The organism is Exiguobacterium acetylicum DSM 20416 (genome assembly GCF_000702605.1).
Taxonomy (GTDB): domain Bacteria; phylum Bacillota; class Bacilli; order Exiguobacteriales; family Exiguobacteriaceae; genus Exiguobacterium_A; species Exiguobacterium_A acetylicum.
The window spans coordinates 420,685-435,874 of the sequence record NZ_JNIR01000001.1 but is presented as its reverse complement, the minus strand read 5'-3'; the positions used below and the strand labels follow the sequence as shown (position 1 = coordinate 435,874).

General features: G+C 46.6%; 13 protein-coding genes and 2 pseudogenes. 1 reads left to right on the top strand and 14 read right to left on the bottom strand.

Annotated elements, in window-relative coordinates:
• From floA to rpsU, 4 genes are all read right to left on the bottom strand, one after another.
• A complete protein-coding gene (gene floA, locus P401_RS0102195; RefSeq protein ID WP_023467489.1) occupies positions 1 to 984 on the bottom strand; it encodes a flotillin-like protein FloA in 984 nt (327 codons plus the stop codon).
• Complete coding sequence (locus P401_RS0102190) at positions 981 to 1,472, bottom strand: NfeD family protein (protein ID WP_051656223.1); 492 nt, start codon at positions 1,470 to 1,472, stop codon at positions 981 to 983. The genes floA and P401_RS0102190 overlap by 4 nt, the downstream gene beginning before the upstream one ends.
• Positions 1,473 to 1,671: 199 nt before the next feature.
• Positions 1,672 to 2,118 carry a GatB/YqeY domain-containing protein gene (locus P401_RS0102185; protein ID WP_023467485.1) on the bottom strand — a complete coding sequence of 149 codons (447 nt, stop codon included), beginning with the start codon at positions 2,116 to 2,118 and terminating at the stop codon, positions 1,672 to 1,674.
• Positions 2,119 to 2,139: 21 nt separating this feature from the next.
• The gene (gene rpsU, locus P401_RS0102180; protein WP_012369719.1) at positions 2,140 to 2,313 is read right to left on the bottom strand and encodes a 30S ribosomal protein S21; all 174 of its coding nucleotides are present in this window, start codon (positions 2,311 to 2,313) and stop codon (positions 2,140 to 2,142) included.
• 313 nt (positions 2,314 to 2,626) lie between these two features.
• On the opposite strand from rpsU, the pseudogene P401_RS17445 reads away from it, so the two are divergent.
• Positions 2,627 to 3,886 (top strand): annotated as a pseudogene (locus tag P401_RS17445) (dicarboxylate/amino acid:cation symporter).
• A gap of 68 nt (positions 3,887 to 3,954) precedes the next feature.
• Here P401_RS17445 and pulA read toward each other — a convergent pair.
• From pulA to P401_RS0102130, 10 genes and pseudogenes are all read right to left on the bottom strand, one after another.
• Entirely contained in the window at positions 3,955 to 6,867 is a 2,913-nt protein-coding gene (gene pulA / locus P401_RS0102170; RefSeq protein ID WP_029341028.1) for a type I pullulanase, read from the bottom strand.
• Positions 6,868 to 7,093: 226 nt separating this feature from the next.
• A complete protein-coding gene (locus P401_RS17440; protein ID WP_268871233.1) occupies positions 7,094 to 7,645 on the bottom strand; it encodes an LCP family protein in 552 nt (183 codons plus the stop codon).
• Positions 7,608 to 8,021, bottom strand: a complete 414-nt coding sequence (locus tag P401_RS19050; RefSeq protein WP_268871232.1) for an LCP family glycopolymer transferase — start codon at positions 8,019 to 8,021, stop codon at positions 7,608 to 7,610. Before P401_RS19050 ends, P401_RS17440 begins: the two co-directional genes overlap by 38 nt.
• A gap of 13 nt (positions 8,022 to 8,034) precedes the next feature.
• Complete coding sequence (locus tag P401_RS0102160) at positions 8,035 to 9,210, bottom strand: DHHW family protein (protein WP_029341027.1); 1,176 nt, start codon at positions 9,208 to 9,210, stop codon at positions 8,035 to 8,037.
• Between the two features lie 15 nt (positions 9,211 to 9,225).
• A complete protein-coding gene (locus P401_RS0102155) occupies positions 9,226 to 10,614 on the bottom strand; it encodes an MBOAT family O-acyltransferase (RefSeq protein ID WP_029341026.1) in 1,389 nt (462 codons plus the stop codon).
• Positions 10,604 to 11,089, bottom strand: a complete 486-nt coding sequence (locus tag P401_RS0102150) for a hypothetical protein (protein ID WP_029341025.1) — start codon at positions 11,087 to 11,089, stop codon at positions 10,604 to 10,606. The genes P401_RS0102155 and P401_RS0102150 overlap by 11 nt, the downstream gene beginning before the upstream one ends.
• On the bottom strand, positions 11,086 to 12,186 hold the full coding sequence (gene wecB, locus P401_RS0102145; protein ID WP_029341024.1) for a non-hydrolyzing UDP-N-acetylglucosamine 2-epimerase: 1,101 nt from the start codon (positions 12,184 to 12,186) through the stop codon (positions 11,086 to 11,088). Before wecB ends, P401_RS0102150 begins: the two co-directional genes overlap by 4 nt.
• A gap of 112 nt (positions 12,187 to 12,298) precedes the next feature.
• Positions 12,299 to 13,039, bottom strand: a pseudogene (locus P401_RS0102140) (ABC transporter ATP-binding protein); the annotation flags it as partial.
• 11 nt (positions 13,040 to 13,050) lie between these two features.
• Positions 13,051 to 13,851: an ABC transporter permease gene (locus P401_RS0102135; RefSeq protein WP_029341022.1), complete on the bottom strand. Its 801-nt coding sequence runs from the start codon at positions 13,849 to 13,851 to the stop codon at positions 13,051 to 13,053.
• On the bottom strand, positions 13,848 to 15,140 hold the full coding sequence (locus tag P401_RS0102130; RefSeq protein WP_029341021.1) for a nucleotide sugar dehydrogenase: 1,293 nt from the start codon (positions 15,138 to 15,140) through the stop codon (positions 13,848 to 13,850). The genes P401_RS0102135 and P401_RS0102130 overlap by 4 nt, the downstream gene beginning before the upstream one ends.
• Positions 15,141 to 15,190: the final 50 nt, after the last annotated feature.

The following is a 15,190-nucleotide window of genomic DNA, read 5'->3' as shown; positions in this document are numbered from 1 at the left end:
TTATTGTGAGTCATTTGGTGATGATTGCCCACCGATTGCTTGGCGCATTTTCGTATCTGCTGTCACGTTCAAGTAGTTCGCATAATCCATGACACCAAAGTTACCGTCACGCATCGCTTCAGCGATAGCAAGCGGCACTTCCGCTTCAGCAGCGACAACCTTCGCACGCATCTCTTCAACACGTGATTTCATCTCTTGTTCACTTGCGATCGCCATTGCGCGACGTTCTTCGGCTTTCGCTTGCGCAATGTTCTTATCCGCTTCTGCTTGATCCGTCTGCAGAACCGCACCGATATTCTTACCGATATCAATATCTGCAATATCAATCGAGAGAATCTCGAACGCCGTACCCGAATCGAGTCCTTTTGCAAGAACCGTCCGTGAGATCATCTCTGGATTCTCAAGTACTTCTTTTTGGTCATTACACGAACCAATTGTTGAGATGACACCCTCACCAACACGTGCGATGACCGTTTCTTCCCCAGCACCACCGACGAGACGATCGATGTTCGCACGTACCGTGATCCGGGCTTTCGCTTTCACTTCAATCCCGTTCATCGCCACACCGGCAATGAATGGTGTTTCGATGACTTTCGGGTTAACCGACATTTGAACAGCTTCCAAAACGTTACGACCAGCAAGATCAATCGCCGCTGCGCGTTCGAAGCTCAACTCGATATTCGCACGGTGTGCTGCAATCAAAGCATTGACGACGCGGTCAACGTTACCACCAGCAAGGAAGTGACTTTCCAGTTGGTTCGTATTCAAGTTCAATCCCGCTTTAACCGCCTTGATCAACGGATTGACGATCTTAGACGGTGTTACTCGACGAAGACGCATCCCGACTAATGTAAAGATCGATACGCGCACTCCCGCTGCGAGCGAGCTAATCCAAAGTGGAATCGGAACGAGCGTGAAGAAGATGGCGAGGAAAATTAAAATTCCTCCGGATATGAGTAATACAGTCAATAATTCAGGTGTCATGTGTGGGACTCCTCCTTCGTATGTTGGACTCTAACAATGACGCGTCCATGCGTCACTTCTTTTACGACGATCGTTTCCCCCGCTTGAATGAAGGTCCCTTCCGTAACCGCATCGATTCGATTTCCGTCGATTTCAATTGTTCCTGACGGACGGAGAGGTGTCAGACTGACTCCTTCTTGTCCCAACAGTTGCACTTTGTCTTGATGAGAAAGATAGCCTTTTTCAGACGATGTGGAATCTGTCAAAATCAAACCTCTCCATAATAAGGATTGATTCGATTTAATTCTGCGATATGCCCAGTATCCGGCCGCAAGTGATAGAAATACAGCAAGTCCAACCGCTATGCCTACTTGACCAACTGTAGCACCTGCCATGATCAGACTAGCAAGGACAGCCCCGATTCCGAGGACTCCAAAGATTCCGAACCCTGTGACGAATATTTCGACCAGTAACATGAGGACCCCGATCATGAAGACCGCCAAAATCATCCCTAAGCTAAACGTCGTGCGTACGTTCACCCCTTTTCATTCGTGTCAGAAGTTGCTTCTTTTGCACTTTGATTCGTTACTATAATTATATACGCTTTCAAAACAAAAAGGTTTCATGACTATTCTGAATTCATTAAGAAACTTTTAATTGTGACAGGAACGACAAAAAAGGTGCCCCGAAGGACACCTTTTTCATGTATTAAGCGAGCCGTTGTTTGACGAGTCGATTAATTAACGCACCGTCTGCCTTGCCTTTAAGCTGTGGCATGACGATACCCATTACTTTCCCCATATCTGAAGGAGCAGAGGCACCCGTCTGCGCAATAGCTGCGTCGACGATTTCCTGTACTTCTTCCTCGGAAAGCTGTTTTGGCATATAAGCTTCGAGCACGACAATCTCTGCTTGAATTTTCTCGACGAGATCGTGACGACCAGCGCTTTCGAATTCTCGGAGGGAGTCGTTGCGCTGCTTCATTTCACGTGAAAGAATCGTTAATTCTTCCTCGTCTGTCAATTCTTGCTTACCGAGTTTGATCGTTTCATTTTGCAACGATGATTTCACCATCCGAATCGTCGTAAGACGATCTTTTTCACGTAGACGCATGGCTTCTTTCATATCCGCTGTCAAACGCTCCTGAAGACTCATGAGGATACACCCTCTCTAACGTTAGAACTTCTTACGCTTACGCGCAGCCTCCGATTTAAGCTTACGTTTTACACTTGGCTTTTCGTAGTGTTTACGTTTACGAACTTCTGCAAGCGTACCATCTTTTGAAACACCACGTTTGAAGCGACGAAGTGCGTCTTCAAGTGATTCATTTTTACGTACACGAGTTTCCACTAGTTTTCCCTCCCTCCGATATTACCGACTAAAGGAAACGTGTCAGACACGTCATACAACATTATAGTAGGAATATACAATTTGGTCAACAGTTGATTCTAGCGACTTTTCTGTACCCTACGCTGTTCCTTTTTGTTCTTATCTATCCTCTCATGGTTGCATCCGTTTGACAACAAAATCTAGTCATTCCTGCATCAAAATCCAGAAACTTTTTTGTAAGCGTTATCATGTATTTTTTAAAATGTTTTGTCAAAAAGGGTGATGATGTGTCAAAATATAGACAATTATCAAATAAAGGAGTGTGACATCACTTATGAAAGAAGCAAAGCGCATCATTTGGGGATTGATTCTCGGGGTGATTCTCGGAATCGTCCTCGCTTCCTTACCGGACAAGTCGATTTATGAGGGATTGAATAAATATGCTTTACAACCCATCGGAACGATCTTCCTGAACTTAATTAAGATGCTCGTCGTACCGATCGTCTTCTTCTCAATCGCCCTTGGCGTCATGGGACTTGGAAATCCAAAAGAGCTTGGTCGTGTTGGTGGTAAAGCCATCACTTACTTCATGACGACGACAGCTGTCGCAATTGTCATTGCTCTCGGTTTGTCATTACTGATCAAACCGGGTACGTTTGGTAACTTCGAGACGCAAGGTCTGGAATATGATAACGGAAATCTACCAGATACGAGCATAATCAACACAATCGTTGGTATGTTCCCGACGAACCCGATCACGTCGATGGCGGAAGGAAATATGCTACAAATCATCGTCTTCAGTGTCTTTATCGGTTTTGGGATCACGTTCCTCGGTCAAAAAGTCTCGACACTACGGACGTTCATCGAGCAGGGTAATGATTTAATGACGTACTTGATCACGCTCGTCATGAAAATGGCACCGCTCGGAGCATTTGCTTTGATCGCATCAGCCGTCGGTTCTCAAGGGTGGGATTCGCTAAAAGCAATGGGACTTTATATGGGTGTCGTCATCTTGTCACTATTCGTCCATTCCGTATTGACGTATGGTTCGACTGTTTCACTTCTTGGGAAGATGAACCCGTTCTTCTTCTTTAAGAAGTTCGCACCTGTCATGCTGTTCGCTTTCTCGACGTCTTCGTCGAACGCAACACTCCCTGTTGCGATGCAAACGGCTCAAAAAGAGTTGAAGGTTCCGCGTTCCGTCTCAAGTTTCGTCCAGCCTCTTGGTGCGACGATCAACATGGATGGAACAGCAATCATGCAAGGTGTCGCGACTGTCTTCATCGCGCAAGTCTACGCTGTTGACTTGACGCCAGGTCAACTTGCGACTGTCGTCCTGACAGCTGTTCTTGCATCGGTCGGAACAGCCGGTGTACCGGGTGTCGGTCTCGTCATGTTGACGATGGTTCTTCAATAGGTCAATCTACCGGTCGAAGGGATCGCTTTAATCATCGGTGTCGATCGTCTTCTTGATATGATGCGGACAGCCGTCAACATCACTGGTGACGCAGCATGTGCCGTCATCGTCTCGAAATCGGAAGAAGGTAATCTGAAAGAAGAAGAGAACGAAGAAACGGATGAGCGTTACGCTTGATTGCACGTTTCTCGACTGACGAAAAGGACATTCCGCCAACTGCGGAACGTCCTTTTTTATCTGTTCACTTATTTTGATAAGACGAATGAGCTAAGTCCTTCGACACGAACCGTACCTGATACGTTACGGATTGCTTTGGTTCCTGCTTGTTTACCGTCTACAAGCAACTTCCATTTCCCTGTAGGTAGCTTCATGTCGACTGCTGTTCGATTCGCATTATGAATGACGTAGAGATCATCCTTTTGTTGTGGCGCAGCATCATCTAATCGATAGGCGATGACTCGTGCCGGTGCTGCTTCAAACGTCAGGTAACGACGAATGTCTTTTGCTGTTGCTAAATGAAGTACTGGATTCTTTTTGCGTAACTCGATCAATCCTGTCATATAATCAACGTCTTGTTGACGGTCCATCTTCCGTTTCCAGTCGAGCTGGTTGACAGAATCCGGTGATTTATATGAGTTATGGTCGCCGCCCTTCGTCCGCATGAAGTCCTGTCCTGCATGGATGAACGTCGTTCCTTGTGACGTCAACAAGATGCTTGAAGCCAAACGATGCATCTTTGTCTTCGTTGCGTCATTGTCTTGCGGATTCGTCAGGTTCAACTTATCCCAGAGCGTATGGTTGTCATGTGCTTCAACGTAAGTGATGGCTTGATCTGGTTCTTGCGTAAATCCTTGAATCTCTTTGTCATAAGCAATTTCTCCGACGATTCCGCGTTTGATGCGCGTTTCAAGACCCGTTGTTCCGTTAATGAAACCAGCATCTGAATCGATGAAGACGCTACCTTTGAGCGCATCGCGTAGATTGTCATTGAAATGTCCGATTCCTGGCATTTGTTTTGTATTCGTTTGGTTTGCCTTATCCGTCTCCGGAAGCGGTGTTCCAAGGCTCCACCCTTCTCCGAATACAAGAATCGACGGATCAATTCGTTTTGTCGCCTGTTTGACAGCATTCATCGTCTTGACGTCGTGAATGCCCATTAAGTCAAAGCGGAATCCGTCCCAGTGGTATTCTTTCGCCCAGTATGAGACAGAGTCAACGATCAATTTGTGCATCATTTGACGCTCAGATGCTGTATCGTTTCCGACACCAGTTCCGTTCGCTAAATCGCCGCCTTCTGTATAACGGTAGTAATAACCAGGGACGATTTTATCAAGGTTTGATGCCTTTGCGTCAAACATGTGGTTGTAAACGACGTCCATGACAGCACGAAGTCCATTGTCATGTAGTCCTTGAATCATCTGCTTCATTTCTGTGATTCGGACTTTTGGATCATAGGGGTTTGTCGCATACGATCCTTCTGGTGCGTTATAGTTCTTCGGATCATAACCCCAGTTATACGATTTAAGCGGGTTCGTCTCATCGACGGACGCTGTGTTGAAATCATAGACTGGAATGAACTGAACGTGCGCGATGCCAAGTTCCTTCAGATGATCAAGCCCCGTCTTCGTCTTCGTTTTCTTACCATCCTTCGTCAAACGCGTACCTGGCTCGATGACGCCAAGGTACTTCCCTTTTTGTTTGATGCCTGAATCGTAACCTGAATTCGTCACATCAAACATCGATAAATCACGGACGTGTGATTCATAGATGATCGCGTCTGTCGTATGGCGAAGTGGCATTTTCCCATTCGTCCAGCGTTTTGGATCCGTCTCGCGTAAGTCGACGACGACACCTTGGTCGCCATTGACGGCGACTGCTGTCGCATACGGATCAACAGCACGCGTTGATTCTTTGGCGTGTTTGACTTCGTATGTGTATCCGACACCGTCAAGATCGCCCTTGACTGTTACTTGATACACACCACGATCCGTTCGTTCCATCTTGATTTCGCGCGTGATATCTTTTGTCGTAGCAGCTTCTTGTTTTGGTAAGCGATACAATTCGAGCTCGACGGCTTGTGCTGTCGGTGCCCAGACTTTAAACGTCGTCTTCGATTTTTGATAGTCGACACCGAGTTTTCCATCGTAGGCATACTTTTGGTCGAATGCTTTCGAACGGAGCACTTTACCTGCTTCAAGAATTGCTTCTCCAAAAACAGGATGAGATGCTCGGACGACTTTTGCTAAATCGATATCTAAAGTGACTTCGACTTTTACCGTTTTGGCATCGATTGCTGACACGACTGGATTCGTCACGCCTTCAAACGTAAATGCCTTTAAGTCTTCTTCCGTCAGCGGTGCATTCGTTTTTAATGTCATCGTCCGGAAGTCATCTGCTAAAAAGCTTGTGATTTTCGGTGTGCGATCAATTTCCGGTTTGCTGTAGTATACCGTCTGATCCCCTTCAATCAACCAGATGTCTTTCGCCCCTGCATAAAAGAAACGATCAGCTCCGTCTTTTTCCGACCAACCCTCAAGATGAGGAATGACGCCTGCAAGACGTGCTTTCGTTGGGTTATCGAGCGTTACCTTGGCAATGGTACCGAACTCATCCTGCTGATCGAACTCGAAACGCTTGCCATCTTGCTCTTCCGGCCAAGACCAGACACCGTACTTTTCGTAATCATTGTCATACCGGTAATAGTGGATGTTCGCATCAATTTTTTCGACATCTGCTCCATTGCTTGGATTGACTGTCGAGATGTCCTTGCTTCCCGACTCGATCCAAATTTCAGCAACACCATTTTTAATCATGTCTTTCGTAATGAAGCGATCATTCTCAGATCCCCCATCCTTGTTCCAGTTGTCATCTCGAACGATGAAGCCGATTTTTTCCGGCTGATCAACTGGAAATTCATAAGCTGCGATTTTTCCGTAAGCATCCTCACCGTTAAAAGCGTGGGCTTTATTCGGAAAATAATCCGGCCCATTTGCCCATAACCATAGATTCCAATCTTTTGTGGCATTCGGGTCTTCCTTGTAGTGAATGATGACCAATGTCGACTTCCCTTTTTCCAGTGCTTGACCGGATAAAGAGAGTCCACTAAATATCAGTGCAAACGTTAACGCAACGATACAAACGAATCTCATGCGTTTCATACGGTAGCCATCTCCTTTTGGTATGTAATCGTTTTCATTTTGCATCCGTTTACAAGTCCTGTCAAAGCCTATTTCATCGATTTGATCGAAAATAAGACTTTTGAACCAAGCACTTTTTTCAAAAAGAATGATGCGTTACTTAAGAGAAAGATAGGAAAAAGCGCCTCCACAATCATTTGCTAGAGACGCTCAACCTTGTTTATTTGATGGTAATACTAATTATGACTTATGATCGTGCGAGAAGTTTAGCGATCGTCTGCTTCGTCTGTTCCATTGATTCGTCCGATGCAAAGAAATACCAGACACCATCACTTGCGATATATCCTTCTCCCTCGATTTTCAGCGGCTTCAATTGTTCGAACCCACGCTGATTCTCCTGTGCTAGCTGCGTTGCGACATCAAGTCCGATATTCGTCGTAAAGTTGTTTTTCATGACATCCGTGATCTTTTCGAGTTGCGTCAACAACTGTGGTCCAGCAAGCTTCATTCCGACTGCTTCTAGCACTTGACGCTGACGAATTTGTCGACCCATATCGCCGAGTGGATCTTGCTTTCGCATCCGAGCATAACCACTCGCTTCAAGACCCGTCAGATGAATTTTCCCTTTATCATACTCCTTTTGAAGACGACGGTCGTTCCAACTAAAGGCAGATGGATTGTCGACCGTGACACCCCCAACAGCATCGACCAACTCAATCAATCCATCCATGTTGATTTTCGCATAATAAGGAATATCGGTCTCAAACGTCTGCTCCACCGTTTCGACTGTCTCTTTCACCCCCCCCATAGGCATAGGTATGATTGATTTTAGTCTTTTCGCCAGACGGCACGGTTACCTGCATATCTCTTGGAATGGACAGGGAAGTCGCTTGTTTTGTTTTTGGATTGAATGAAAGAAGCATGATGGCATCGGCACGTCCCTTATCATTTTTCCGTTCATCCACGCCCAGTAACAAGACATTAACCGGCTTCATCGATTCGAGTGGCTTAGGTTGCTCTCCATCTAACGGTGTTAAGAACGCGTCTGCCGTTTGCTTCACTTTTAAAAAAGCTAAACCAGCTGATGCACTAGCAATCAGAACGAATCCTAGTAGGAGCGCACTCAATACGCGCCAAACAAGGCGTGGTTTTCTTTTCGCCATTCGGGATCTCATGTCATGAACTCCTTCATAGTGTGTTTTCATACGTCTTCATCAATCCAGCAATGTTCGAGTTATGCAGGAACAACACGGAGTCGACTTGTTTTTGTTTAGCGAACTGCGACACATCGAATGATTTTGGGACGTAACGAACGTCGACGACTTCGAGATTGGCACTTTTAGCAAGGAACGGTAAGACTGGATTCGCGAATGAATCCTTTAAGACGAGAATCGTTGGTCGATCATTCTTCGTCTGCTCCTTCATCGACATGATGCCATGATTCCCGCGCAAGAATACTTCATACCGATCGACGTAATCTCCCTCTTGCTGAACGAAGGATTCATCAATGACTGGGCGATCGCATGCACCGTCGTAACAGACATTGATTCCTTTGAAAAATGCTGGTTCATAATAGGCTAACTGATCACCAGACGTCGCATACGCAAGCGTCGTCTTTCGCGCTAATGAACCATAATAGGCATGCTCATCTTCTTTACGATTTGCTTTTGATGGCATGACTGGTCGTAAGTCCATCCCCTTCGTAATCGTCTGATATGCTGACGCTGCTCCGTCGATATTCCAGTGATGGTCCGTCTTGAAGTAGTCCGTTAGTTTTAATTGATCAAGTGACAAATTCGTCATCCCCGCAGCCTTGAAGTCACGAATCATTCCTGCGTAACGTGTCCGTGCATTCGAAGCAACATACGATGGGATCAACTGATCGCGTTCAGCAATGACCGTCTTCGATGGAGCTAGCGCCATATAGACGGGTCGATCGACTTCTTGCACGAATTGCTGAAACGCGTTTGGAATCTGGACTTGAGTCGAGGCACTCGGTTCGATCATATAGCCATTTTTAGCTGTATAAATTCCATTACGAAAAGGCTGTCTGAAGACATCCTTCGATAGTAGCGCCTGCATCTCAACGAACGTCCCTCGCAAAAGTAGTTGGTCCGTGAAATACGTCTCCATCTTCAGCATGTCTTTTCCAGTCGCGATTCCTTCGATCGTCGGATCGACCGATTGTGCGAGTGTACGATTTTCTAGCTGAGAACGCACACGGTCTTCTCGGACGATCGTACCAATACCAATCGTTAACAAGATGAGTAAAAAACTGATCGTCGTCACCCACATCATGATCCGTTCAAAAGAAGTCGTCCGTTTTTGTCCCTGCTTATTTTCTGTTTCAAGTGGCTGTGCCATCAGTAGACCTCCTTTTTAGAAGCGGAAATAGATGAATGGATTAAACGTACTTGCAACAAGTGCTGATGTCGCCAAAAATAGTAGCAACATCGCATATCCATACTGCATCGTCGTACCAATTCTTCCGAGTGACACAACTAATCGCTCTCCGATGATTTTCGGAATCGGTGTCGCTGCGATGCACGCGACAAGCAGTAGAACACCATTTTGGACAAGCTGGTAGCTCGCGCGTTCATCCCAGATCACATCTGGTACGAACATCGCTTGAATGTACGTAACGGCTTCCGGGAACGTCTCGGAACGGAAGAATACCCAACCGACCAACACGAGTACGAGTGTCCAAACGGTCGAGAAGACTGGCGTTTTCTCCAACCATTTCCCGAGAAATGCTTTCTCGAGCATGATCCAGATTCCGTAATACGCTCCCCACGCGACGAACGTCCAACTAGCACCATGCCAAAGACCCGTCAGCATCCAGACAATTGCTAAGTTGCGATACTGTAACCACGGTGAGACACGATTTCCACCAAGCGGGATGTAGACATAATCCCGGAACCACGATCCGAGCGAAATATGCCAACGACGCCAAAATTCAGAAACGGACTTTGAAATGTAGGGATAGTTAAAATTCTCAAGAAAATGAAATCCAAACATCAAAGCTAGTCCAATCGCCATATCACTATATCCTGAAAAATCGAAATAGATTTGTAAGGCGTAGGCGATAATGCCAATCCAAGCAAGCCCCATCGAGAGATCTTTCATATTGAAGATGGCATCCGCGACCTGACCACATCCATTGGCAAGAATCAGTTTTTTAGCTAAGCCGATCGTAAACCGACGAACCCCTCGGGCAAAATCGGAAACTGTCTCTTCTCGTGATTCGATTTGACTCGCAATCGTGTTATAACGAACGATCGGACCCGCGACGAGTTGGGGGAAGAACGCGATATAAAGGGCGAGGTCAAGCGGATTCTTTTGCACCGCTTCCTTCCCTTTATAGATGTCGATGACATAACTCATCGCATGAAACGTATAGAACGAGATACCGAGTGGCAAGACGACTTCTGGTACGAACCATCCTAATCCGAATGTCTCGTTGACCGAACGAACGAAAAATCCGCTGTACTTGAACCAGCCGAGTAATCCTAAATTGACTGCAATCATACTAAACATGATCCATTTGACGCCGATTCGCTGTCGATACAGATCGACGAACAAGGCGAAGAAGTAGTTGATCGTGACGCTCAGTAGCATCAGCAATGCAAAACGCGGTTCTCCGAATGCATAAAAGAATAGACTCGTCACTAGCAGCCAACCATTTCGGAAGCTACGTGGTAGTAGGTAATAGACGATCAAGACAGTCGGTAAGAACAGAAATAAGAATATCGTCGAACTAAATAGCATACGTCGCTTCCTCCCCTGCCGTGACATGCTGCACAATCTGAATGTCCCGGAGATGGACCCGGAAGCTCCCCTCTTGCAAGAACTTCCATGCCACTTTGAAATACTTCGCTCCTGGTACTCGTTTCATCTGTACCTGAACGACTGTTTCATTCATCAGTGTGACGGTTTCCGTTTCCGACCCCATCCGTTTCTTCTGTCCATACTGCATCTTGAATAACTGAACGACACACGGTGCATCGACTTCGAAATGACAGGTCACCTCGATGAGATCTCCTGTAATCGTGGCGTCTGTTCGGTATAACTTTGAAGGCGGATGTTGAAATCCTTGATCAAACAACTGAATGTACAATTTGTCGTCTGCCGTCGCTTCTTGAAAATCAAAATAGACACCATCTGTAGCATCCTCAAGCAAGATTTTTTCCTGCGTTCCGAATGGAAAGAATTGATAAATCGCTGGAGGAATACGTTGACTCATACGGGTACCTCACTCATGATCGCATCGACGATTCGCTCTGCTGCCTGTCCATCGCCATAAGGATTCGCCGCTTGTGCCATCGATTGATAGAACACTTCGTCCGTCAATAATTGATGGCTCATCGCATAGATGCGCTCTGGATTCGTACCAACCAGTTTCAAGGTTCCTGCTTCGACGCCTTCAGGTCGTTCCGTCGTCTCCCGTAAGACAAGAACGGGAACACCGAGTGAAGGTGCTTCTTCTTGAATCCCGCCTGAATCTGTCAGGATGAAGGAAGCGCGCGCTGCAAGGTTATGGAAATCAAAGACATCAAGTGGTTCGATCAATTGAATCCGCGGATGATGTTTCAGGCGAGCCGCCGCTTCTAGTACGACCGGATTCGGATGAACCGGATAGACGATTTCGATTTCCGGATGATCATTTGCTAACCGTTCAATCGCATCAAAAATCGTTGCCAGTTGTAAATGATTCTCACGGCGATGAACGGTCAGCAAGACAAGTTTTCGTCCCGACTTCTCGAGGCGTGTTAGGACAGGATGCGTATATGTCGATGATACAGTCGTCTTCAACGCATCGATGACCGTATTGCCGGTTACGATGATCGGTGTCTGCTTGTTCTCAGCACGTAAGTTCATGGCAGCCTGTTCAGTCGGTGCAAAATGATAATCCGCCAGCACACCTGTCAATTGACGATTCATCTCTTCTGGGAACGGCGCATACTTTTCATATGTCCGTAGTCCTGCTTCCACATGACCGACTGGAATCTGTTGATAGAACGCCGCTAAAGAAGCAGCGAACGTCGTCGTCGTATCCCCATGGACAAGGACGAGATCCGGCTGTTCCTTTTCGAGGACACGACGCATCGCGTTTAGGATACGCGCTGTCATTTCCTCTAACGTCTGACGCGGACGCATCAAATCCAAGTCATGGTCCGGAGTGATTTCGAATAGTTCAAGGACCTGATCGAGCATTTCTCGGTGTTGTGCTGTAACGACGACGATTGGTTCGACGTCCTGACGATTTTCAAGTGCTTTAACGACCGGCGCCATTTTGATCGCCTCTGGTCGTGTTCCGAATACAAGCATGACACGTTTCATTTACTTCATCCCCTATCTCATTTCATGACGATCGTTCAATCGTCTCGCCCATCATCTGTTGATCCACGGAACCGATCCGTTCCGTTCGTTTCTTAGCTACGTAATGGGAGGCTTGCTTTTTTGATAACTGTTTGTACCAATATAGATATTTATTGTATTCAGCCAACGTTTCGTTCGTCGGACCAAATAGACGTACTTCCCCGTATTCCAACCAAAGGATTTTTGTACAGAAACTCTTTACCTGACTGAGCGAATGACTGACGAAAAAAATCGTTTTCCCTTGATCGCGGAATTCACGCATCTTATCGAGACACTTTTCAGTAAACGTTTGGTCTCCGACTGAGAGCGCTTCGTCGATGATCAAGATATCTGGATTAATATGAATCGAGATGGCAAAACCAATCCGAGCTCGCATGCCGCTCGAGTATGTCTTGACTGGCTGATCGATGAACTCCCCAATATCAGCGAACTCTAAAATTTCTGGAGTAATCGTCTCGATTTGGCGTTTCGTCAAGCCCATCATCAGCCCTTTTAATTCAATGTTATCTCGCCCTGTCAGTTGACTATTCAATCCACTAGAGATGGCAATCAAGGCTGACTTCCCACCCAACGTGACCCGACCGTACGTCGGTGGTGTCACGTTAGCAAGCAGATGCGATAGTGTCGATTTCCCACTTCCGTTAATGCCAACGACACCGACGATTTCTCCCTCTTCCACAGAAAAGGAGACGTTCTTCAGAGCATAAAACGATTTTCCATTCACCTTACCGAACAACACTTCTTTTAGCTTGTCGATCGGTCGGGCATAGAGCATGTGCCGTTTCGATACATTCTCAAACACGACATGACCCATCGTTCTCCCTCCTATACGTAATCGATGAAATAGCGTCGGAATCGAATGTGAATCGATGCTCCAACAAGTAAGATTGCGAGCGTCATACACCAGAAGTACACGCCATACCACATATGATCGAGCAGATAGCCCGTTCCGATGAGTGCTGAGCGATACCCCTCAATCAAATAAACGAGTGGGTTTAGCATCAACAACATCTTGAATAACGAGTGATCTGGCGGAATCCACATGATTGGCGTTAAATACATCAACATCCGAATGGCAGATGTCACCATGTTTTGCACGTCTCGAATCATCGTTGCAAGCGCGGACAACAATAAGGAGACCGCATAGAGGAACACGACACCCGCCGGTACGATATACAAGAGTTCAAGCGTATGCCATCCCGGAAAGTAACCGAAGGCACATCCTAAAATGATCGTTAAGGCAATCATCGCTAAGTGGCGATAGAATTGCGCCAAGATGACGTACGCTGGAATCGTACTCAATGGAAAATGCATCTTTGAGACGAGCGCGACTCGACCATAAATCGACCGGGAACCACTTGGAATCGTACTGCCGATAAAGAACCAAGCAATCAATCCGCTGACGAGCCAAAAGACGAACGGAATTCCATCGACTGGATGCCCACCACGAATCCCGAAGCCGAATACGACCCAGTAGACACCGATTTGGAGAAGCGGCGTCATGATCTCCCAAAACCAACCAAGGTATTGCATGCTATATTGACTCTTTGTTTCATAAAGCGAGAGTCGAAAGATCAGATATAGATGATCCTTCAACTCTCCCCCAATCGTTCGTAACGCGTTCATATCGCTTTCGCATCCACTTCCGTCACGCGGTGCGTATGCAAATTACCGAAGTTCAGGACTTTGACAGCGTCGAGCTCATTGACGATCCCTTTCGTATCAAAGAGTAACGGTGTCCGCATGTAGTTTGCGAGACGACGTGAATCGAATTGTTTGAATTCATCGTGGTCGACTAGGACGAGTGCGAGATCAGCGCCTTGAATCGCTTCCAGCTCATCGACGAGTTCGAAACGTGTCGAAATCGAGCGTTCGACGTGCGGATCACAGACAGCGACGTCAAGTCCACGGTCGAGTAATTGTTCAATGACTTCGACAGCTGGACTCTCGCGCATGTCGTCGACGTTTCCTTTATACGTGACACCAAAGACGGCGATCTTCGGACGGACACGTGAACCAACAAGACGCGCTGCTTGTTCAGCGACGAATTGTGGCATCTGAACGTTCGTTTGTCGTGCTGTATGAATGATGCGTGCAAGCGATGGAGCTTTTGCGACGATGAAGTAAGGGTCAACCGCAAGACAATGACCACCAACGCCCGGTCCTGGATGATGTAAGTTCACCCGTGGATGCATGTTCGCCATCTCGATAACATCTAAGACGTTGATCTCTAGCTGATGACATACCTGCGTCAATTCATTTGCGAGAGCAATGTTGACATCGCGGAACGTATTCTCCATCAACTTCGACATTTCGGCTGTCTTCGCGTCTGTCCGAACGATTTCACCTTGAACGAATGTTTCATAGACGGCTGCGCCCGCCTCTGCACACGCTGGCGTCAATCCACCGACGATGCGGTTATTATGAATAAGTTCATGTAAGATTTGTCCTGGCAAGACACGTTCTGGGCAATGGACGACATAGACGTCTTCACCGATCGTAAAGCCGGCTTCTTCAATCAATGGACGAACATGGTCATCCATCGTACGTGGCGCAATCGTCGATTCGACGATGACGACATTCCCTTTTTCAAGGAATGGTAGCATATTGTTAACCGCTGAAATAACATATTTCAAATCACATGATTTATACGTATCGTTTAAGTTCGGTGTCGGAACGGCGATTAGGAAAACATCTGCCCGTTCTGGTGTAAGTGTCGCCCGGAATTTTCCGTTTGCGACGACCCGTTTGATGACATCCTCGAGTCCTGGTTCTTCAATATGAATCGTTCCCGTGTTCAGAAGATTGACGATTTGTGGATCGATGTCGACACCTACGACTTCCGTGCCATGATCCGCGAACATCGCAGAAGAAGGTAATCCAATATATCCTAGTCCGATTGTGCAAAGTTTCATTTTGTCATTCCTCCATCGAGTTAGTCATACTAGCCAACGAACGGTCTGTG